Below are 21,824 nucleotides of genomic sequence, written 5' to 3' on the forward strand. Positions count from 1 at the left end.
CCGGCGCAGCCCTGGGCGCCGGCCGCCGCTCCACGGCCGGCGGCCGGTGCTGTCGCGAAGGGCTCGCGACAGCACCGAGGGGCGGCCGGGTCAGGCCAGTTCCAGCAGGAGGGCCTGCTCGGGGGTCAGGAGCGGGGCGGGCAGCCCCACCTCGGACAGGAAGCGGCCCGGCAGCGTGACCTCGCCCGCGGCCAGCCACGGCGGTGGGGCGTCCTGCATGGTGCGGGGCGGGACGCCGATCGGGCGGACCGTGTAGGAGCGGTCCGGGTCGAGGCCGGGGAACCGGATCGGCGGTGGCAGGGCGGCGGCCGGGGTGCCGAGCGTGACCAGGGCGAACACCGCGTGGGCACGGTCCGGCGCGATCACCCCGTGGACCAGGTGCGCCGGGTCGGGCGAGTCGGCGCGGACCACCCGGCCGGAGTGGAGCAGCGGGCGCAGGCGTTTGTGCTCGGCGATCCACGCGGCGATGTCGGCCTTCTCCTGCGGCGAGGCCCTGGTCAGGTTCCACTCGATGCCGGCGCTGCCGAACAGGGCGGTGGCCAGGCGGAACCCGAGGGCCGAGGTGCGGCCGGTGACGTGGGCGACGCCGTCGCCGAGGTGACCACCGAGGTATTCGGGTGGGACCAGGATGCCGGTCCACCGCTGGATCGACTGCCGGTCGAGCGGGTCGTTGGTGTCCGACGTCCAGAACCTGTCGACGAGCGGCAGGATGCCCAGGTCGATGCGCGCCCCGCCGGAGGCGCAGCTCTCGATCTCCACGTGCGGGAAGGCGTCCTTCAGGGCGGCGAGCAGACGGTACAGGGCACGGGTCTGCCGGTGCGCCACGCCGGGGGTGAGCAGGTCGCGGTTGTGGTCCCACTTGAGGAACGCGATGGGGTACTCGGAGAGCAGGGCGCTCAGGCGTTCCAGCAGGTGGTCGTAGGCCCGGGTCAGGTCGAGGGTGCGCTGCCAGCGCCAGGTCGGCCCGGCGCCGCCGTCCAGGATCCAGTCCGGGTGGTCCCGGGCGAGGCGGGAGTCGGGGCTGATCATCTCGGGTTCGACCCACAGGCCGAACTCCATCCCCCGGGCGTGGACGCGGGAGATCAGCGGGTGCAGGCCGTCGGGCCAGACGGTGTCGTCGACGGACCAGTCGCCGAGGGCGCGCCGGTCGTCGCGGCGGCCGGTGAACCAGCCGTCGTCCAGGACGAACCGCTCCACCCCGACCTCGGCGGCGGCGTCGGCCAGCTGACCGAGAACGGTCAGGTCGTGATGGAAGTAGACGGCTTCCCAGGTGTTCAGCACGACCGGGCGCGGCAGGGACAGCGGCGAGGTGGCGCGGATCCACGGGTGCAGGCGGTCGGAGAGGCCGTCGAGGCCGCTGCCGGAGAAGACCGCGACCAGCCACGGCGTCTCGTAGGATCCGCCGGGCGCGAGGCGGATCTCGCCGGGGGCGAGCAGCTCGCCGGCGCCGAGGACGCTGGGGCCGAGGGCGGAGCGTTCGGCCCAGATCCGTTTGTCGCCGCTCCAGGCCAGGTGGACGGCCCACACCCGGCCCCGGCGGAAGCCGAACCCCGGCTCTCCGGCGACCATCAGGAACGCGTCGTCGTGCCCGGGACGGCCGTGGCGGCTCTCCCGGCTCCAGATGCCGTGCCGGAGCGGGGCGCGCTGCGGGCTGCGCTCGTGCGACCAGAGGCCGGTGAAGTCGAGCAGTTCGGACGCCTCGGCCGGGATCGGCAGCAGGACGTCGAGGCTCGGGAGGACGATCTCGTGGTCGCCACGGTTGGTGAGCCGGTGCCGGACTCGGAGGACGCCCTGCGGCGTCAGCTCCAGCTCCGTGACCACCTCTTGCGTGGCATCGGGGCTCGCGGACCGTACCACCAAGGTCTGGTCTTGATGGTGGGCCTCGGCGGTCCGGAAACCGTGACCGTTCTCGATCGCCGGACGGCCGCTCCATCCCTCGGCGAGGGACGGCAACAACGACAACCGCAGGGGTACGTCGATCGAGCTCGGTGGCACCGCCGGGACGAACGCCGGCGCCGAGAGGTCGATGTCGCCCAGGTCGGGGCCCCAGTGCAGGACCGACGCGGTGCCGCGGGTGTCGAGCACGAGGCTGACACCCGCGGCGCGCAGGTGGAACACGGTCACTCGGCGACCGGGATGGACTGGGACTTCAGGGTCTCGACGGTCTTGGCCTGGGTGGTCTTGAGCGTGTCGAGCAGGGTGCCGGTGCCGGAGACGACGGCCTTGAAGCCGTCCGACGCGGTGGCGTAGGTGCTGGTCATCGTCGGTCCCCAGACGAAGTCGGGCGAGACCTGGGTGGAGGCCGTCGCGAAGACATCGTAGATCTTCTGGCCGCCGTAGAACTCGACACCCTCGGACAGCGCCGGGAGCTTCGCGCCGGCCTTGGTCGCCGGGTAGAGCTGGGCCTCCTTGTTGAGCGCGGTCAGCGCCTCCTCGGAGGTGTTCAGCCACAGGGCGAACTTCGCGGCCTCGTACGGGTGCTTCGAGCCCTTGAAGACGGCGGTCGACGAGCCGCCCCAGTTACCGGCGACGGTGCCACCGGCGGTCCACTGCGGCATCGGGGCGACCGCCCACTTGCCGGAGGTGTCCGGCGCGCCCGACTTGATGGAGTTGGCGCCCCACACCGCGGAGACCCAGGTCCACGCCTGGCCGGTGTTGTAGGCGTTGTCCCACTCGGTGGTCCACGGCGGGACGGCCGAGACGAGCTTCTTGCTGATCAGGTCCTGCCAGTAGTTCGCGACCTTGGTGGTGCCCTCGTCCTGCAGGTTCACCGTCCACTTGGTGCCGTCGTTGGCGAACCAGCGGCCGCCCGCCTGCCACGACAGACCGGCGAACTGGCTGATGTCGCTCTGCGAGAAGTTGGTGATGTAGCCGCCGGCCGCCTTCACCTTGACGGCCGCCGCCGCGTACTCCTCCCAGGTCGTCGGGACCGGGATGTTGTTCTTCTCGAACAGGTCCTTGCGGTAGAACAGAGCCATCGGGCCGGTGTCCTGCGGGATGCCGTAGACCGCGTTCTGCTCACCGAAGGAGACCTGGCCCCAGGTCCAGTCGACGAACTGGTCCTTGGCGGCGGTGACCTCGGCGCAGTCGGCCAGGTTCGTCAGGCCGTCCTGGACCCGGAAGCTGGGCAGCGCGTCGTACTCGATGTGGCCCAGGTCGGGGGCGTTGCCGGCCTTGAGCTGGTTGAAGAAGTTGGCGTAGGTGCCGCCGTTGCCGTTCGGGCCGGTCTGCACCTTGACCTGGATGTTCGGGTTCTTGTCGTTCCAGAGCTTCACCACGTTCTCGATCCCGGGGATCCAGGTGGTGTAGGTGAGGGTGACGTTGCCTTCCGAAGGGGCGCAGCTCGCCTTGGTGTCGCCGCCTTCGGCGGAGGTGTCGCCGCCCGAGGAACAGGCGCCGAGGGCCAGTGCGGAAACCAAGACGAGGCCGAGTGCTGCTCGCATGATGATCCTTTTCTGATGGGAGGGAGGGATTACTTGATGGCGCCGGAGCCGAGGCCGTTGCGCCAGAAGCGCTGCAGGAGCAGGAAGGCGATCACCAGCGGGACGATCGAGACGAGAGCGCCGGTGAGCACGAGCATCCGCAGCTCGGGGATCTGGTTCACCTGGGTGTTCCAGGAGTAGAGACCGAGCGTGACCGGGAACAGCTTCTCCTCGCCGAGCATGATCAGCGGGAGCAGGAAGTTGTTCCAGACGGCCACGAAGTGGAAGAGGAAGATCGTCACCAGGGCCGGGAACATCAGTTTGGTGGAGATCGTGAAGAACGTGCGGACCTCGCCCGAGCCGTCCAGGCGGGCGGCTTCGAGCAGCTCGTCCGGGACACTCGCGGTGGCGTAGATCCGGGCCAGGTAGACGCCGAACGGGTTCACCAGGCTGGGCAGGAAGACCGACCAGAAGGTGTTCGTCGCCTGGAACTGGCTGAAGATCAGGAACAACGGTAGGGCGAGGGCGGTGGCCGGCACAAGTACCCCGGACAGGACGATGTTGAAGATCGCCTCCCGGCCGGGGAAACGGTACTTGGCCAGGGCATATCCACACATGGCGGCGAGCAGGGTGCCGAGCAGGGCGGCGCCGCCGGTGTAGACGACGCTGTTCAGCATCCAGCGCAGGAAGACGCCGTCGCCGTACGCGAACAGCTCCTTCAGGTTGTCCAGGAGCGAGAAGTCGGCGAACCACAGCGGGGTGGTGGAGGTGAACTGGCTGCGGCTCTTGGAGGCGGCCACCAGCAGCCACCAGATCGGGACCAGGAAGTAGAGGGTCGCGGCGCCCATGACGAGCATGGGGGCCAGGCGGTTGACGTTCTTCACTTGTCGCCTCCCCGCTGGGTCACTTTCAGGAAGGCGAAGGACAGCACGCACGTCGCCAGGGCCAGAACCACCGAGAACGCCGCCGCCAGGTTGAAGTTCGGGATGGCGGAGGTGGAGTAGACGGTCAGGTTCGGCGTGTACGTGCTGGTCACCGCGGAGCTGAAGGTACGGAACACGGCCGGCTCGGCGAGCAGCTGCAACGTGCCGATGATCGAGAAGACGGTGGTCAGCACGATGGCCGGCATCACCAGCGGGATCTTGATCGACCAGGCGGTACGCAACGCCCCGGCCCCGTCGATCTTCGCCGCCTCGTACACCTCCTGCGGGATGGCCAGCAGCGAGGAGTAGATGATCAGCATGTTGTAGCCGACGTACACCCAGGTCACGACGTTGGCCATGGCCCAGAGCACGAAGTCGGCGCTGAGCAGGTCGACGTTGCTGGTGACCGCGGTGAACGGGGACAGGTTCGGGGAGTAGAGGAAGCCCCACATGATCGCGGCGACCACACCGGGCACGGCGTACGGCACGAAGAACGCCAGCCGGAAGAAGCGCCGTCCCTTCACCAGCCCGGAGTCCAGCAGGAGCGCGAAGATCAGGGCCAGGCCCAGCATCACCGGCACCTGCACGATGCCGAAGAGCAGCACCCGGCCGATCGACTCCCAGAACGGGCCGTCGGAGAAGACCCGCTCGTACTGGGCCAGTCCGCCGAACACCTCGGTGGCCTTGCCGAACGTGCCCTGTCGCTCGACCTTGTACAGCGACTGCTTGATCGCGTACCCGATCGGCGCCAGGTAGAACGCCGCGAACAGCAGCGCGAACGGGAGGATGAAGAAGGTCAGCGCCTTCCACTTGCCTCTCATGGGTTCTCCTCCCGGACCACCGCGACGCCGCCGCCCTGGACTGTCAGCACGCCGTCGACCTTCTCGCCGGTGATCAGGTCCGTGCCCCGGGCGGGATGGTCGACGGCTTCCGTGCCGTGGTTGATGACGAAGAGGTAGCCGCGACCGTCACCACGACGACGCACCACTTCCTTTTTGTCCGATTTATCGGACACGACCTGGGTGGCTTCCCGAAGGATTTCCGACATATCCGTTTTCGTGGCGACATACCAGGCGGTGCCCGCGCCGTACTGATTCCGGGTGATGGCCGGAATCCCGGACATCGCGCCGTCCTCGTAGGTCGCGATGACCGAGGCCGTCGTGGTGCGCAGTCGTTCGGTCCAGAGCGACGCGGAACCACCATTGCTGAGGGCAACGGTGTCTCCGGGCAGCAGCGGGCCGAACTCCTCGGACAGCACCCCCAGCACCTCCCGGAACGCCCCCGGGTAACCGCCGAGCCGGATCCGGTCCCGCTCGTCGACGATCCCGCTGAAGTAGGTGACCACCAACCGGCCGCCGCCGGACACGTAATCGGCGATCGCCTGCGCGTCGGTGTCACTGATCATGTAGAGGCCGGGCACCACCACGAGCTTGTAGCGGCTCAGGTCCGCGCCCGGGGCGACCACGTCGGTGGTCACGCCCAGGCCCCGCAGCGCCCCGTGAGCCGAGTGCACCTGATCCAGATAGGTGACCGCCTGCGACGGCCGGGCCTCCCCCTCGGACGACCACCACGACTCCCAGCTGAAGAGCAGGGCGACGTCGGCCTCGACCTCGGTGCCGGCCACCTCGCCGATCCGGTCCAGCGTCTCGGACAGCTTGAGCACCTCGCGCCAGGCGACGGTGTCGGTGCCGGCGTGCGGCAGCAGCGCCGAGTGGAACTTCTCGGCGCCCTGGGCCGATGCCCGCCACTGGAAGAAGCAGACCGAGTCGGCGCCACGGGCCACGTGGGTCAGCGAGTTGCGGATCATCTCGCCGGGCGCCTTGGTGACGTTGTGCGGCTGCCAGTTGACCGCGCCGGCCGCCTGCTCCATCAGCATCCACGGGCGGCCGCCGGCCAGGCCCCGGGTCAGGTCGGCGGCGAAGGACAGCTCCGCCACCGGGTCACCGAGGCGGTGGTCCAGGTAGTGGTCGTTGGCGACCACGTCCATCTCCGGCGCCCAGGACCAGTAGTCCAGGTTGCGGATGTGGGCGGTGACCATGAAGTTCGTGGTGACCGGGACGGTGGAGTGCTTACGCAGGATGGCCGCCTCGGCCCGGTAGTACCCGAGCAGCTCGTCGGAGCTGAACCGCTGGAAGTCGACCAGCTGGGCCGGGTTGCGCAGGGAGAGCGCGAGGCGGGGCGGCTGGATCTCCGCCCAGTCCGAGTAGCGCTGGCTCCAGAAGGAGGTGCCCCACGCCTCGTTCAGCGTCTCGATCTTGCGGTAGCGGGCGCGCAGCCAGGTCCGGAACGCGTCGGCGCTGGTCTCGCAGTAGCAGAGGGCGTTGTGGCAGCCCAGCTCGTTGGAGACGTGCCAGAGCGCCAGGGCCGGGTGGTTGCCGTACCGGCGGGCGACCCGTCCGACCAGGTCGAGCGCGCGATCGCGGAAGACCGGCGAGCTCGGGCACCAGGCCTGGCGGCCGCCGGGGAACCGGGTGGTCCCGTCCGCGGTGACCGGCAGCGTCTCCGGGTAGCGGCTGCTCAGCCACGGCGGCGGCGACGAGGTGCCGGTGCCCAGGTTGATCTTGATGCCGTGCGTGTGCAGCAGCTCGACGACCTCGTCGAGATCGTCGAACCGGTACTCGCCCGGGCTGGGCTCCAGGTTGGACCAGCCGAAGATGTTGACGGCGACCAGGTCGACCCCGGCCCGCCGCATCAACGCGGCGTCCTCGCGCCAGACGTCCGGCGACCACTGCTCGGGGTTGTAGTCGCAGCCCAGGCTGATGCCCGGGACCGGCATACGCACGCTTTTCATAGAACTCCTGGTCAAGGAATGTGTGCACGTGCACACATTTCCGTGAGCCTAAAGGGCGGTTACGGATGTGTGAACGTGCACACAGTAGGACTGGCCTGCGACGAGGTCAATAGCCCGCCGCTACTGTTGACCACATGTCCCGGCCCCAGCCCCAGAAACGCGCCACGGTGCACGACATCGCGGCCGCCGCCGGCATGTCCCGGGGCACCGTGAGCCGCGTGCTGAATGGTGGATACGTCTCCGCCGAGGCCCGAGCCGCCATCGAGGCGGCGATGAGCGACCTCGGCTACGTGCCCAACAACGCGGCGCGAGCCCTGAAGATGCGCAGGTCACAGGCGGTCGCGTTCGTCGCGCTGGAGCCGCACTCGCTCTTCCTCGACGACCCCAACATCGGCTCGATCATGCTGGGCGCCAACGCCGCGCTGTCGCTCGCCGACCACCAGATGGTCAGCCTCGTCGTCGAGTCGGCCCGCGACACCGAGCGCGTCGCCCGCTACCTGAGCGGCGGTTTCGTCGACGGCGCCATCGTCGTCTCGGCCCGCACCAAGGACCCGATCATCCGGGTGATCAGCGACCTGTCACTGCCGGCCGCGTTCGTCGGCCATCCGCCCGATCTCGACCAGACCATCCCCTTCGTCGGGATAGACAACGTCGGCTCGGCCCGCGCCATCACCGAGCACCTGGTCACCACCGGCCGCCGCCGGATCGGCATGATCGCCGCCGCCCTCGACCGCGACTCCGGCATCGACCGCCTGGCCGGCTTCCGCGACGCCCTCGGCCCCCTCTTCGACGACGAGCTGGTGTCCGACGTGCCGCACTACGACTACGGCTCCGGCGTCAAGGGCATGCGCGACCTGCTGGAGCGCGAGCCGGCCATCGACGGTGTCTTCGCCGCCTCCGACGCGATAGCGGCCGGCGCCCTCGAAGCGCTGCGCGAGGCCGGCCGCAGCGTCCCCGGCGACGTCGGTGTGGTCGGCTTCGACGACAGCACGTGGGCGGTCCGCTGCCAGCCACAGCTCACCACGGTCCACCAGCCGGCCAAGGAGATCGGGTCGTGCGCGGCCCAGCTCATCCTGCGCCAGCTGCGCGGCGAACACCCCGATCCGGGCGGCCAGCTCCTGCCCACGCCGCTGGTCCTGCGCGACTCGGCCTGACAACCATTGCGGGGTACGGGACCGGTCGCGCACGCCGAATCCACCCCGTCGCGGACTACGACGCGAGGCAGGCGGTGATCCGGATCGCCGCGCGGCCGCCGGGCTCATGCGGTGGTCACCGACCGACCCCGGGTGCTGTCCGGCGCCGCGCCGACCGCCCGGGGACCCGCATGGGCGCCACCGGCGTCTCAGCACGGCGCCGCTCCGACCGCTCGGGGACCCGTATGGGCGTCACCGGTGTCTCAGCGCGGCGCCGTCAGCCGCGGAGGCCGCGGAAACGCTGGGTCAGGGACGGCGCCGGAGGCGGCGGGACCGGACGGTGGACGGGCGGTGGCTCGGACCGGCCGATCGGCCGGTCGTAGTCGGCCGTGGCGATGGCCTCGACCGCCTGCTCGTCGGTGAAGTCCTCGGAGCCGGGGATCGAGTCGACGAACCCGACGAGGACGCCGTCACGCATGACCTGCGCCTTGAGAGCGGCGCTCCCGTCGTCACCCCAGAGCGCCTCGCGCCCGTCGGGCAGCACGACGCGGACGGCATAACCGGACCGCCCGGCGCTCGGCAGTTTCAGATGAGCGAACACGTTGCGCGCCCGCAGCGTCTCGACCAGTCGGCGGGCCCGGCTCTCTTGCATGATCCGACGCTAGCTCGCCCGTCTGGACGCATGCTGAAGATCCGCGTGACGCGTACAGGAAACATGACCTTGCGTGATAGCCCCAGGTCACATCGATGCATGTTACTCCTACTTAACAGGAAATTCACCGGATTCCTTTTCTCGCGCGCTCGGCCTACTGTGCGGTAACCGAAGCGCTTCGGTCCCCGGATCCCCCGCGGAGCATCGGAGGCCATCGATGAGAATCGTCAGTGTTCTCGTCACTTCGTCCGTCCTGAGCCTCGTCCTCGCCGCACCCGCCCAGGCGGCGAGCAGCATCGACTACGTCGCCCTCGGCGACTCGTACTCCTCCGGCGTCGGCGCGTCCGGACAGTCCGGCAGCTGCCTGCGCAGCAACAACAGCTACGCGCCGAAGTGGGCCGCGGCCAACAGTCCCGCATCCTTCCAGTTCCTGGCCTGCAGCGGCGCCACCACCGACGACGTCCGCAACAGCCAGATACCCGCCATGAACGGCGGCGCCGACCTGGTCAGCATCACCATCGGCGGCAACGACGCCGGGTTCGCGCCGACCGTCGTCACCTGCCTGACGTCCAGCGACTCGGCCTGCGCCGCCAAGGTCGAGCAGGGCAAGGCGTACGTCGCCAACACCCTCCCGGCACGACTGGACGCCACCTACGCCGCCATCCGGGCGAAGGCCCCCGCTGCCCGGGTGGTGGTCCTCGGCTACCCGCTGATCTTCGACACCTCGTCGGCGCTCTGCGAGATGAGCACCGCCAAGCGCCGGTCGATAAACGACGGCGCCCGGGTCCTCGACGAGATGGTCAAGCAACGGGCCGAGGCCGCCGGGTTCGTCTGGTCCGACGTCCGCGACGAGTTCACCGGGCACGGGGTGTGCTCGTCCCGGGCGTGGATCAACGGGCTCACCATCATCCCGCCGCAGAACTCGTACCACCCGAACGGCAGCGGCTACACCAGCGGCTACCTGCCGGCGCTGTCCGGTTCGGCGGCCTGACCCGAGGCGCGAAGCAACCCAGTGGCACCGTGGGCGGACCGTACCCGCCGCCCACGGACGCCACTGTGTTCGTCATGGCCCGCCTGAACACGCTGTTCTTCCTCGCCGTCGTCGCGCTCGCCGTGGTGGCGCTCGTCGACTGCCTGCTCACCGAGCGGTCACGGTTGCAGTCGTTCCCGCGCGCGGCGTGGGCCGTGCTCATCCTGCTGTGCCCGGTCCTCGGGCCGGTCGCATGGTTCCGGGCCGGCCGCGGCGCCCCGGCGGCCGGCATCGCCCCGGCGCCGGCCGGCCCCGACGACGACCCGGAGTTCCTCCGCCGGCTCTCCGAGTCCCTGCGCGACCGTTAGCTGGGGCGTTGTGCAGCCGGCGGCTGCGGACCGCAGAGCGACCGGATCGCCCCCAGCAGCGTCGACCGGGTGAACGGCTTCTCCAGCAGCATGCTGTTGTCGTCGAGGTGCAGTTGCGGGCCCAGCGACGCGGCCGTGTAACCCGACATGTAGAGCACCGGCAGGTCCGGCTGGTGGGTACGCAACGCCCCGGCCAGCTCGGGCCCGGTCATCGTCGGCATCACCACGTCGGTGATCAGCAGGTCCGGCCGGGCGCCCGCGGCCACCTGGGTGACGGCCGTCAGCGCGTCGGTGGCGACCGCGATCTCGTACCCGGCCGGCTCGATCAGCCGCCGGACCAGCTGCGCCACGTCCGGCTGGTCCTCGACGATCAGCACCCGGCCGATCACCGCGGTCTTCTGCTGCCGCTCCCCCGACGTCCCGGCCTTCTGCTCAGCCGCCGGCAGATAGATGTGCACGGTCGTGCCGATCCGCGGCTGCGACTCCAGCTCGATGTGCCCGCCCAGGTTGTGCACGATCCCGGCGGTCGTGGCCAGCCCCAGACCGGCCGCGGTCGGGCGGGTGGTGAAGAACGGCTCCAGCGCGCGGCGGCGTACCTCGTCCTCCATGCCCGTGCCGGTGTCGGTGACCACCAGATGCACCAGCTTGCCGGTCGGCGCGCCCTCGGCCAGCTGGCCCGGCTCCACGGTCTCGTTGGTGGCGGTCACCCGTACCATCCCGCCGTGCAGCATCGCGTCGCGGGCGTTCGCCGCCAGGTTGACCAGGGCCTGCTCCAGCGGGCCGCGCTCGGCCTTCACCGGCCACACATCCGGGCCGAACGCCAGGTCGAGGCCGATCCGCTCGCCCAGCGTCCGGCTGAACAGCGCCTGCACGTCGGTGAGCAGGTCCGGGATCGGGATCACCTCGGGGCGATGTCCCTCGCTGCGGCCGAACGCCAGCAGCTGATGGGTGAGCGTACGCCCGGTGCCCACCGCGTCCAGGATGTCCTTCGCGAGCTGATGGTGCGGCGACTCCTCGTCGGCGGTGCTGAGGATCATGTCGGCCGACCCGGCCACCACTGTCATCAGGTTGTTGAAGTCGTGCGACAGCCCACCGATCAGATGGCCCAGGCTGTCCAGCCGGCGCAGGTGGTCGAGCTGCCGTTTCAGGCCGCGCGCGTCGATGTGGTCGGTGGTGTCGGTGATCATGCACAGCACGCCGGCGAACTCGTGGCTCTCGTCCTGGACCGGCATCATGCTGATCCGGACGCTGCGGCGCGACCCGTCGGCGCGCATCAGCCGGGTCGCCCCGACCGTCGACCGGCCCGTCCGGCACTCGTTGATCCGCCGGTCCAGCTCCTTCTGGCCCACGTTGTCGAGGAAGCCGCGCAACGACACCCCGATCAGCTCGGCCCGCTGCATGCCCAGGACCACGCCGATCGGCTCGTTCGCATAGGTGGCGACCCCGTTCGGGTCCAGCTGGAGCACACCCTCCGGGATGGTTTCCAGCACCCGGCGGTACCGCTCCTCGGCGTTGCGCAGCCGCTCCAGGGCGCGGGACGAGCCGACCGCCAGCGACAGCTCCCCGGCGATGTCCCGGGCCAGCTCCACCTCCTGGGTGGAGTAGAGGGCGTCCGGCGTGTGGCGGGTCAGGATCAGATATCCGGCGTACGTGTTGTCGACGATCACCGGGCACAGGACGGCCGCGCTCACCCCCAGCTCGGGCGCGGCCAGAGCGGCGGCCGACTCGCCGGCCAGCACGATCGGACGCCGGCTGGCCGCCAGGGTGGTGGAGAACTCGTCGTCCGGGGTCTGGCCGGCCCGGGACAGGTCCCGGGCCAGCGGAGCCGAACGTTCGTTGTCGAGGTGGTGGTACGAGATCTCCTCGTAGTGCCCGTCGTCACGGAGCAGTTGCACACCCGCGCCGTCACCGACCATGTCGGCTGCGGCGCGGGCGGCCGTGGAGCGTACCTCGGCCGGATCCGCCGCCGCTCGGCTGAGTGCGAGGGCGAGGTCGGCAAGCGCATACCGGAGGGGGGAAGCCATGACACCCATGAGCATCATGATTCGCGTTTGCCTCGCGGTGTGCGGGCGATTCGGCGTAATTAGGGCTAACTGAAGAGGGCGCTGACCGACTCGCCGTTGTGTATCCGCCGAATGGCCTCGGCCAGCGCCGGAGCGATCGAGATGACGGTCAGCTTGTCGGTCGCCTTGTGCTTCGGGATCGGCACCGTGTTCGTACAGACGATCTCCTCGATCTCCTTCTCCGCGGAAAGCCGCTGCACGGCGTCGTTGGTGAGCAGGCCGTGCGTGCACGCCACCCGGACACTGCGCACGTTGCGCTCCCGCAGCCGGGCCAGCAGCTCGAAGACGGTGCTGCCCTTGGCGATCTCGTCGTCCAGCACGATCACGTCCCGGTCGGCGACCTCGCCGATCACCGAGCTGATCACCACCTTGTCGTCGGCGAACCGCTGTTTCGCCCCGGCCGCCACCTCGATCCCCAGCATCCGGGCGAAGGCCGCGGCCTCCTTGGCGTTGCCCAGGTCCGGCGAGACCACCACGGTGTTGCTCAGGTCGTAGCCGCGGAAGTGGTGGGCCAGCTCCCGCAACGCGTGCAGGTGATCCACCGGGATGCTGAAGAAGCCGTGCACCTGCGGCGAATGCAGGGTCATGGCCAGCACCCGGTCGGCGCCGGCGGTGGTGAGCAGGTCGGCGACCAGACGTCCCCCGATCGAGATACGCGGGGCGTCCTTCTTGTCGCTACGGGCGTAGGCGTAGTGCGGCAGCACCACGGTGATCCGGGCGGCCGACGCGCCCCGCGCGGCGTCCAGCATGAACAGCAGCTCGGCGAGATGCTCCTGGGTCGGCGGGACCAGCGGCTGGATCAGGAACACGTCACGTTCCCGGCAGTTCCCCTGCAGCTGGACCTCGATGCAGTCGTTGGCGAAACGGTCGATCCGGGTGGGCAGCAGCGGTACACCGAGGTGCTCGCAGATCTCCTTCGCAAGATCAGGATGGGCGGATCCGGTGAAAACGGCGATGTCGCGCACGGCCCGAGGATAAGAGGCCCCGCTTCGGGGTCGAAACACCGGTCCGGGCTCGGTTAGCTTGACACCCATGAACGGACTCGCCGTCGCCTGCCGCCGTGTCGTCCACATCTATCGGGCCGAGGCCGGTGACGTGGTCGCCCTGGCCGGTGTCGACCTGTCGATCGCCCCCGGCGAGACCCTCGCCCTCGTCGGCCCGTCCGGCTCCGGCAAGTCCACATTGATCGCCCTGCTCGCCGGCCTGATGCGCCCGTCCGCCGGCCGCATCAACATCGGCACCTACGACATGGGCAAACTCTCCGACGGCGAGATCTCCCGGCTGCGCGGCACCGAGATCGGCGTCGTCCTGCAGGGCGCCGCCCGCAACCTGCTCCCCTATGCCACCCTGCACCGCAACATCTGGCTCGCCCAGCGCCGGGCCGCACACACCCGCGGCATCGAGCTCGACGACCCCGACCGCATCCTCGACCTGGTCGGACTCCCCGGCCAGGGCCGCAGCCGACTCGCCGACCTCACCCCCGGCGGCCGCCAGCGCGCCGCCCTGGCCGTCGGCATCGCCACCGGCCCCGGCCTGCTCCTCGTCGACGAGCCCACCAGCCGCCTCGACACCGCCGGCCGCGACGAGGTCCTCGACGCCCTGGAGACGGTCAACACCGAACGCCAGACCACCATCGTCGTCGTCACCCACGACAACGAGGTCGGCGCCCGCCTGGGCCGGGCCGTGACCATCCGCGACGGCCGGGTGGGCGCCGAGGGCCGCGACGGCCAGGACTTCGCCGTCGTCGCCGGCGACGGCACCGTCCAGCTGCCACCGGAGGTGCTGGGCTCCTACCCGCCGGGCACCCTGTTCACTGTCGCCCACGTGGACGGCGAGGTCACCCTGGTGCCCTCCGGGCACGAGACCCCCTGAAACCACCCTCCCGAGGTACGCCCGAAGCACCGCCCCACTCCACTCGGCCACCCCGCGCGGTATCCCGTCCTGCCCCGTCCCCGCGCACCACGCCATGTGGTGACCTGCGGTCGGGTCCATGGCGGACGCCGCCGGGCTCGGCCGTGATGGCGGGCTCCGGTTCGCGACGGACCGCCCTGGAACTCGACCATGATCGCGAGGCCCGGCCCACCGCAAACCCCACCGGACCCCACCGCGATCACGGGATCCGGCCTACCGCACACCCCCCTGGGCCCGACCGCGAGGCCCGGCCCACCGCAAACCCCACTGGACCCGACCGCGATCACGGGATCCGGCCTACCGCACACCCCCTGGACCCGACCGCGACGCCCGGCCCACCGCACACCCCCTGGACCCGACCGCGACGCCCGGCCCACCGCAAACCCCACTGGACCCGACCGCGATCACGGGGTCCGGTCTGCCTCGGACCTCGCTCGGCTCGGCCGTGATCGCGGCGAAGAGTGTGGTCAGGGGCGCGGCCAGGTCGCGACGCCGTCGGCGAGATGCAGCTCGCGATCGCAGGCGGCGGCCGCCTCCGGGTCGTGGGTGGCGAAGACGACAGTCGCGCCCCGGGCCGCCTCGGCGCGCAGCAGGTCGAGCACCCGCTGCCGGTTGGCCGCGTCGAGTTCGCTGGTGACCTCGTCGGCGAGCACGATGTCGCCGTGCAGCGCGAGCCCCCGGGCCAGGGCGGCGCGCTGCTGCTGACCGCCGGACAGCTCGTCGATCAACTGATTCGCCTGACCGGAGAGCCCCAGCGCCTCCAGCCACTCCGCGGTACGCCGGCGGGCATCAGCGGGCGTGCCTCCGGTGGCGATCACCGCCACCGACACGTTCTCGGCAGCGGTCAGAATCGCCGCGAGCCCGTTGTCCTGCGGGATCAGCACCACGTCGAGCGAGACCGCGTGATCCCGGCCGGTCAGCGCCGTCCCGTCGACCGCCACCGTCCCCACACGCGGCGACAGCAGCCCAGCCATGGCGTTGAGCAGCGTCGTCTTGCCCGCACCGGAGGTACCGGTGACCGCGAGCACCTCCCCGGCCCGTGCGGTCAGCGTCACCCCGGACAGCACGGGGTCGCCATCGCCGTACCCGAAATCGGCACCCTCGACCGTCAGCGTCCCCATCCTCGTCTCCTCCCCATCCCAGCCCACATCAAGAACCGCACCGCCGAGGCCCGCTCACCGCACCGCCCCGCCGCAACCCCCGGCCGCACCACCTCGGCGCTGCCGCCCATCGCACCGCAACCGCCGCTGCACCGTCACCGCACTGCCGCCCACCGCACTGCCGCCCACCGCACCGCAACCGCCGCTGCACCGTCACCGCACTGCCGCCCACCGCACTGCCCCCCACCGCACCGCAACCGCCGCTCCACCGTCACCGCGCTGCCGCCCACCGCACCATCGCCGTTACCCCCCGCCGCGCTCGCCGCAGCATCGTTGCAGGCGCACCGCCGCCGCGTCCGCGCCGCCGCCGCCAATTGCTGTCGCACCCGCCCCCGTGACACCGCGGCGATCGGCCCCGCTCACGGTGGGAAATCGACCAGGACCGGCAGCGGACACCCGGGCCGCGGCAGGACGGTGATCACCGGGGCTCGATCCGGCGGCGCAGGTCGCGCCCACCGAGGATGGCCACCAGGAAATGGACGGCCAGAACCGCCCCCACCGCCGCCAGCAGCGCCGTGAGCCGGGGCCAGGCCGGCAGCGGCAGGTCGGGCGGGGTGAGGCCGGCCAGCGGCAGCGCCCACCCGGTGAGCCGCCACGCCGCGGCGGTGACCAGCAGGCCGACGGTGGTGGCGATGACGACCAGCACGGGGTACGTCCAGAGGGTCGCCAAGCCGGCCGGGCGTGGCCGGAGCCCCTGGGTGCGCAGTGCGGTGAGGTCTTCGGTGCGGCGGGCCCGGTCGACGGCGACGGTGAGGGCGAGCGCCCCGGCGCCGAGGAGCCCGGCGAGGACCGCGGCGAGCAGGTGGAACCAGAGCGCGACGGCCGGCCCCTGCTCGTCGAGTCCGGCTTTGACCTGGGCCGCGGACGTCTCGGACACGACCTGGAGGCCCTGCTGGGAGAGCCGGTCGACGACGTCGGCGGGGGCGTCGGCGTTGAGCCAGACCTCGGGTTGCGGCACGGCTTTCGGGGCGACCGAGACGAGGTCGCTGTATTCGAGGTCGATGAGGACTCCGGTACGGCCGAGGGCGGGCACGGCCGGCACGTCGACCGTGGCGGCGACCGGGATGGTGGTGGCGCCGGAGTCGATGATCGTGCCGTCGACGGGTGGCTTCCCGGCGTACGCGATGGGCAGCGGGTAGGGCGTGGTGACCGGCTGGATCCAGGCGGTGTCGGCGACCGCTCCGGTGACGGTGAGCTCGGCCCGGAGGCCGTCGGACGCCGCGGACAGACGCGTCGACTGGGTGGCCCGCCAGCGGCCGGGGTCGAGCGGCGGGGGCGCGGTGGTCCGCATGCCGCGGATCACCAGGTCGCCGGTGACCTCGGCGGTGCTGCCGGTCCCGGAGACGCGGATCGCGTTGAGCCGGCATCCGTTCTCGCAGATCGCCACGTCCTGCCGGTAGGTGTGGGTCCCGGGTTTCACATCGCCGAACTCGACCACCTGGAAGCCGGAGCCGTCCATCGCCGACACGGAGACCGCCAGCTGCATGACTCCGCTGGTGACGGCGTTGACCTCGACCGAGATGTCCTGGTCGGTGAAGACGACGGGCGGTGGCGGCTCGTCGGGGTGGAGCAGCCGGCCGAGCCCTTCCCGGTCGGGCCCGCCGGCCGCCCAGGCGGGGACCGCGGCCAGCGCCTTGGTGTCCACGGCGAGGCCGGGCGGGCTGGTGGAGCTGCCGGGGATGCGGACGGCGGCCATCGCGAACCGCCCCTCCGGGTCGACGAGCCGGACCTTGGTGAGCAGATCCTGCCGGCTGACGGACTGGACGACGAGGACCCGCTCCGCGCCGGTGCCGAGCGATGCCTCGACGTCGCGGCCACGGGCGGCGGTGTCGACCGTGCAGGCGGCGTAGCCGGCGACCGCGACGGACGCCACGAGCAGGGCGAACAGGCGGCCCGCGCCGGGACGGCGGGACAGTTGGAGGCCGGCCAGCGCGACGCCGAGCCGCCCGCGGCCCAGAGCGCGGACGGCATACCTGTTGACCAGCGGCAGCAGCAGCCGGGCCGCGATCAGCCCGAGGGCCAGCATGATCAGCGCGGGCGCGAACAGACCGACTCCGACGAGCGGCTCGGCGGACAGGAAGTACTGCGAGCCGGCGGCGATGGCGAGGACCACGACGACGGCTTCGGCCGCGGCCAGCCGGCGGCGGTCGGCGGGCGGGGTACGCCGTAGCAGCCGGGTGACCGGGCTGATCAACTGCCGGCGCTGGGCCGCCACCGCCGCGACGAGAGCAGCGGCGGCGGCCACCGGCGCATACCGCAGCGAGGTGAACGCCGGGGCCGACCCGACGCCGGGGAAGAGGGCCGCGGCCACGCCGTTGACGAGTAGTTGCCCGGCCAGGCATCCGGCGACGGCCCCGGCCAGCACGGCGACCAGGCTCTCGCCGGTGGCCAGCCACCAGCGGGTCCACCAGCGGGCGCCGCGCAACGCCACAACCGCGAGCTCGCTCTGCCGGCCCTCGGCGCCGTACCCGACGGTGAGGTAGATGGTGAAGCAGGCGAGCAGCACCAGCGGCACGGCCAGCACCGGCACGAGGCGGCGGGCGGCGGCGCGGCCCTCGTCGATCCGGTCGAGCAGGTGCGGGATGCCGCTGTCGAACTGCAGCGAGTCCTCGAGCTCGGCGGCGGTGGCGTCGAGCCGGAGCATGTCGGCGCGCAGCTGGTCGAGCCGGTCGACGTCGAGGGTGCCGGGCCGGGCGATGCCGTCGATGGCCATGGCGGTGGTGGTCCGCTGCATCGTGTCGAGCGTGCCGGCGGTGGTGAAGACCGGTTCGCCCGGCCCGATGCCGTCGCCGGAGACGAAGTAGCCGTGCAGCCCCCAATACGCGGAGGTGGGCTCGGTGGGCCGGTAGATCCCGGCGACGGTCAGTTTCTTGGGCGCGCCGTCGGGGTCCCAGACGGGTGGGCGGGCCAGGCCGTTCGACCGGGCCGCGGTCAGGCTGAAGGTGTCGCCGGGAGCCAGGTCACGCTGCTGGGCCGTCTTCTCGCCGATCAGCACGTCGCCCTCGCCGGCCAGGCAGCGCCCGGCGGTCAGCTGCACGTGGGCGCAGAGATCCTGACGGAAGACGAACCGGGTCGGGAGGTCTTTGGTGGGCAGGAGCCCGACCGTCGGCACCTCGGCGGAGTGGTAGAAGGTGAACCCGCTCAACCCGAGCAGCAGGACCCGGCCCACGTCGGGGAACTTGATGCCGACGCTGCGGGACGGCTCCTCCAGGCTGTCGGAGGTGCGGCGGGCCGCCAGGGTGAGCTCGCTGGTCGGCGCGGTCGCGATCTGCCCCGCGGCGACGGCCCGCTCGGCCGCGATCAGGTAGGCGGGCGCGGCGACGGCCGAGGCGACCGCGAGCATCGCCAGCAGCGCCAGGGTGACGGCCTGGCCGCGCCGGTTCCAGACCATTGCCAGGACCAGGGAGATCATCGGCCGGCCTCCCCGTCGCGCAGGCTTCTCATCAGTGGTTGCAGGGCGAGCCGGCCGGTCAGCACGAGCACCGTCAGCGCCGTGGCCACGGCCAGCGCCGTCGCCGCCGGGTCCAGCGGGCCGGGCGGGGCGAGGACGGCCCAGCCGTCGGTGAAGGGCGGAACGGTCCGGCCGGTCACGTCGACGGCGAGCAGCGCGGCGAACACACCGCCGGCGAGCCCGGCCAGGATCAGGGCTGCGGTGCCGGCCCATCCGGTGCTCACCGCGACCCGGCGGGGCAGGCCCTGCAGGCGCAGCGCGGCCAGTTGCTCGGCGAGCGCGCGGCGGTCCACGGTGGCGGCGACGGCGACGGCGGCCGCCGCGAGCAGCAGCGCGGCGACACCGGCGAGCAGCTCGAACCGGACGAGGACGGCCGGGCCCTGGGTGCCGAGGCGGGCGGCGTGATCGGCCACGTCGATGTCGTCGGTCACGGTCAGGCCGGCGGCCGTGAGGGCGTCGACGATGCCGGGCCCCGCGTCCGGCGCGAGCCACACCTGGAACTGGCCGCCGGGGTCGGCAGCGCCGGCGAGACGACGGGTGGTGTCCAGGTCGAGGAGAAGGCCGGAGCCGCCGAGGGAGGGCAGGGCGGACACGTTGCGGATCACCTGCACCGGAGCCATCTCCCCATACCCCACGAGAAGCGCCTCGTCGTCGAGCCATCGGTCCGGGACCGGGCCGGCCAGCAGGGCCGGCATCGGCAGCAGGCGGTCGGACGCCCACACCTCGGTGCCCACCCGGTCCACCTCGGTGGTGTTGTCGTCGGCGGCCAGCCTGAGCGTCCCGCCACCGGCGACCAGGTCGACGGAGGCGCCCACGGTGCCGACCCGCCAGCGGATGATGTCACCGAGCGTGGCGCCGTCGAGGACCGGTGTGTCCTGGCCGAGCGCGCGCACGACGACGGCGGAGCCGGGCGGGGCGGGCCGCAGCCGGCCGTCCCTGGTGGGCGGCTGGGTCAGCTCCCAGCGGACGAGCCGGCAGCCGGGCGGCGGTGTGCAGCCGCTCACCGGCACGGTGACGGTCTGGTCGCCGGCCCGCAGCGCGCCGAACCCCACCGTCACCGGCTGGCCGGTCGCCTCGTGCTGCAGGTGGAGGGTGAGCGCCACGGCGGCATCGCCCTCGCGGCGGGCGGTCATGGTCAGCCGGTCGCCGGTGACCAGCGGCAGCGGGGTCAGGGACGCCGCGGCGACGGCCTCGGGGAGATCGGTGACCGGACCGTACTCGGAGCGCCAGGCGGCGACCGCGCCCAGCCGTGCGGTGTCCACCTCGAGGATCTGGGCGGTGTCGGTGCGGTTGCGCACGACGGCCATCGCCGCACGGCCGCCGGGGTCGGCGGTGCGGACCGCGTTGAGCAGGACGGTCCGGTTGGCGGCGCCGACGGTCAGCACCCGGCTCGCGCCGAGCTCGGCGCTGCTGCGGGCGGTCCGGCCGGCGCTCTCCGCGGCCCAGCCCCCGGCCGCCGTGACGAACAGCGCGACGGCCACGACGACCAGCACGAACAACCGGTCGGAGCCGGGTGATCGGGAGATCCGCAGGGCGGTGAGCCCGGCACGCAGACGTCCGGCGCGCAGCGCCGCGGCGCCGCCCCGGTCGGCGAGCCGGTTGAGCAGGCGGGCGGCGATCAGGCCGGCGGCGAGCGCGACCATGGCCAGGCCGGCCCGGCCCAGGCCGTCGCCCGTGCCGGCTGAACGGACCTGGTAGAGAGCAGCGGCGGCGATCGCGAGCAGGACCACGTCGACGAGGGCGGGCCGCCAGGCGCCACGCCCGGACGCGGCCCGCTGCAGCAGCGCGGAGACCGGCCGGCCGAGCACGGTGGCCTCGACCGCGGCCAGCACCAGCAGGCCACCGGCCAGCACCGCGCCGACCGCGAGCGCGCTCCAGGCCAGGGCGGTCTGCCGGTCCACCGCGACCGGCACCGGCCCGGCCAGCGCCCACGCCACCAGATATCCGAGGGGCGCGCCGACCAGCGCGCCGGCGGCGAGCGGGACGAGATGCTGCCCGAGGGCCAGCCGCAGCCGGCCGAACCGGCTCACGCCGCGCAGCTTGAGCAGGGCGGCGTCGGCCCGGCGGTCCCGCAACGTGTACCACCCGGCCAGCCCGAGCGCGAACCAGGTGAGGACGAGCAGCTGGGCGCCGGAGGCCGAGATGCCGTCGAGGATGGTCTCCCGATCACGGACGATCGCCTGGTGCAGCGGGGTGGCCTGGCTGCTGAGCCGCAGCTGGGACTGGCCGAGCAGACGGTCGGAGGTGATGAGCGCGGCGCCGAGGTCGAACCCGCCGTCACCGCGCAGCAGGGCGTTGGGGAGCACCACGTCGTACGCCACGGTCGGGCTCCGCAGATGCGGATGCTCGAAGGTGGCCGTCACGGTGAACATCGGATCCGGCCCGGTCGCGGAGCGGAACAGGCGGCTGGACCAGTAGGTGCCGGTCGGCTCGGACCGGGCGTAGAGGCCGACCACCGTCAGCCGCAGCGGCTCGGGCGAGGACGGGGTGAGAACGGTCAGCTCGTCGCCGGTGGAGACCCCGAGCACGCGGGCGGCGTCGTGGCTGAGGGCCACCTCACGGGCGGCGGCCGGGCACGCCCCGTCGAGCCGGACCCGCTGGCAGAACTCGTCACGGAAGTCCAGGTCGATGTTGGTGCCGGACGGTCCGATCTGCAGGTTGATCGCCGCGGAGATGCCGGTGAGGCCGGGGCCGACCCCGGCGGGGAGTCCGGCGCGCACCTGCTCGGCGAACTGGCGCAGGGCGCCGGCCGGGTCGCCCCGGGTGTCGACGCGATTGGTCACCGTGACCGTGCGCTGGCTGGGCGGCGCCGCGTCGAGGTAGGCGTCGGCGGCCGTGCCGACGGCGGCGAACCCATACCACGGACCGGCCGCGGCGACGGCCGCGGTGAGCGCGGTCAGCACCAGAATGGTCAGCACCTGTGCGGCTCGGGTCCGCACCGCGCCGAAGACGAGCGCGAACATTCACCCCTCCCCCGGTT

15 protein-coding genes are annotated in these 21,824 nt (G+C 72.0%); 4 read left to right on the forward strand and 11 right to left on the reverse strand.

Features of this window, described 5'->3' with window-relative positions:
* Positions 1 to 90: 90 nt before the first annotated feature.
* Genes BM290_RS14935 through BM290_RS14955 form a run of 5 tightly spaced genes read right to left on the reverse strand, consistent with a single transcriptional unit; the run spans position 91 to position 7,136 of the window.
* Positions 91 to 2,124 (reverse strand): alpha-galactosidase, encoded by a 2,034-nt coding sequence (locus BM290_RS14935; protein ID WP_093614262.1) that lies wholly within the window; start codon positions 2,122 to 2,124, stop codon positions 91 to 93.
* Positions 2,121 to 3,443, reverse strand: coding sequence for an ABC transporter substrate-binding protein (locus tag BM290_RS14940; RefSeq protein ID WP_093614264.1), 1,323 nt, complete (start codon positions 3,441 to 3,443; stop codon positions 2,121 to 2,123). Before BM290_RS14940 ends, BM290_RS14935 begins: the two co-directional genes overlap by 4 nt.
* Before the next feature lie 29 nt (positions 3,444 to 3,472).
* A complete protein-coding gene (locus BM290_RS14945; RefSeq protein WP_307837939.1) occupies positions 3,473 to 4,306 on the reverse strand; it encodes a carbohydrate ABC transporter permease in 834 nt (277 codons plus the stop codon).
* On the reverse strand, positions 4,303 to 5,166 hold the full coding sequence (locus BM290_RS14950; protein ID WP_093614266.1) for a carbohydrate ABC transporter permease: 864 nt from the start codon (positions 5,164 to 5,166) through the stop codon (positions 4,303 to 4,305). Before BM290_RS14950 ends, BM290_RS14945 begins: the two co-directional genes overlap by 4 nt.
* Positions 5,163 to 7,136, reverse strand: a complete 1,974-nt coding sequence (locus BM290_RS14955) for a beta-galactosidase (RefSeq protein ID WP_244903920.1) — start codon at positions 7,134 to 7,136, stop codon at positions 5,163 to 5,165. The genes BM290_RS14950 and BM290_RS14955 overlap by 4 nt, the downstream gene beginning before the upstream one ends.
* Positions 7,137 to 7,270: 134 nt before the next feature.
* Between BM290_RS14955 and BM290_RS14960 the strand changes: the two genes are divergently transcribed.
* Positions 7,271 to 8,290 (forward strand): LacI family DNA-binding transcriptional regulator, encoded by a 1,020-nt coding sequence (locus BM290_RS14960; RefSeq protein ID WP_093614270.1) that lies wholly within the window; start codon positions 7,271 to 7,273, stop codon positions 8,288 to 8,290.
* Positions 8,291 to 8,546: 256 nt separating this feature from the next.
* On the opposite strand, the gene BM290_RS14965 is transcribed toward BM290_RS14960, so the two are convergent.
* A complete protein-coding gene (locus tag BM290_RS14965; RefSeq protein WP_093614272.1) occupies positions 8,547 to 8,921 on the reverse strand; it encodes a hypothetical protein in 375 nt (124 codons plus the stop codon).
* Between the two features lie 217 nt (positions 8,922 to 9,138).
* Here BM290_RS14965 and BM290_RS14970 point away from each other — a divergent pair, with 217 nt between their 5' ends.
* On the forward strand, positions 9,139 to 9,912 hold the full coding sequence (locus tag BM290_RS14970; protein ID WP_093614274.1) for an SGNH/GDSL hydrolase family protein: 774 nt from the start codon (positions 9,139 to 9,141) through the stop codon (positions 9,910 to 9,912).
* Positions 9,913 to 9,986: 74 nt separating this feature from the next.
* Positions 9,987 to 10,259 carry a PLD nuclease N-terminal domain-containing protein gene (locus BM290_RS14975; RefSeq protein WP_093614757.1) on the forward strand — a complete coding sequence of 91 codons (273 nt, stop codon included), beginning with the start codon at positions 9,987 to 9,989 and terminating at the stop codon, positions 10,257 to 10,259.
* On the opposite strand, the gene BM290_RS14980 is transcribed toward BM290_RS14975, so the two are convergent.
* Together BM290_RS14980 and BM290_RS14985 are read right to left on the reverse strand one after the other, a co-directional pair.
* Positions 10,256 to 12,283 (reverse strand): hybrid sensor histidine kinase/response regulator, encoded by a 2,028-nt coding sequence (locus tag BM290_RS14980; RefSeq protein WP_239143554.1) that lies wholly within the window; start codon positions 12,281 to 12,283, stop codon positions 10,256 to 10,258. The two genes, BM290_RS14975 and BM290_RS14980, sit on opposite strands and share 4 nt — an antisense overlap.
* 65 nt (positions 12,284 to 12,348) lie before the next feature.
* Complete coding sequence (locus BM290_RS14985; RefSeq protein WP_093614276.1) at positions 12,349 to 13,287, reverse strand: ribose-phosphate diphosphokinase; 939 nt, start codon at positions 13,285 to 13,287, stop codon at positions 12,349 to 12,351.
* A gap of 67 nt (positions 13,288 to 13,354) precedes the next feature.
* Between BM290_RS14985 and BM290_RS14990 the strand changes: the two genes are divergently transcribed.
* On the forward strand, positions 13,355 to 14,194 hold the full coding sequence (locus tag BM290_RS14990) for an ABC transporter ATP-binding protein (protein WP_093614278.1): 840 nt from the start codon (positions 13,355 to 13,357) through the stop codon (positions 14,192 to 14,194).
* A gap of 506 nt (positions 14,195 to 14,700) precedes the next feature.
* Here the strand turns inward: BM290_RS14990 and BM290_RS14995 are convergent.
* The 3 genes from BM290_RS14995 to BM290_RS15005 all read right to left on the reverse strand — a co-directional run bounded on the left by BM290_RS14995 (position 14,701) and on the right by BM290_RS15005 (position 21,807).
* The gene (locus BM290_RS14995) at positions 14,701 to 15,354 is read right to left on the reverse strand and encodes an ABC transporter ATP-binding protein (protein WP_093614280.1); all 654 of its coding nucleotides are present in this window, start codon (positions 15,352 to 15,354) and stop codon (positions 14,701 to 14,703) included.
* Between the two features lie 457 nt (positions 15,355 to 15,811).
* Entirely contained in the window at positions 15,812 to 18,805 is a 2,994-nt protein-coding gene (locus BM290_RS15000; protein WP_093614282.1) for an FtsX-like permease family protein, read from the reverse strand.
* Positions 18,802 to 21,807 (reverse strand): ABC transporter permease family protein, encoded by a 3,006-nt coding sequence (locus tag BM290_RS15005; RefSeq protein ID WP_093614284.1) that lies wholly within the window; start codon positions 21,805 to 21,807, stop codon positions 18,802 to 18,804. The genes BM290_RS15000 and BM290_RS15005 overlap by 4 nt, the downstream gene beginning before the upstream one ends.
* Positions 21,808 to 21,824: the final 17 nt, after the last annotated feature.

Source organism: Actinoplanes philippinensis, from assembly GCF_900113015.1.
Classification (GTDB): Bacteria; Actinomycetota; Actinomycetes; order Mycobacteriales; family Micromonosporaceae; genus Actinoplanes; species Actinoplanes philippinensis.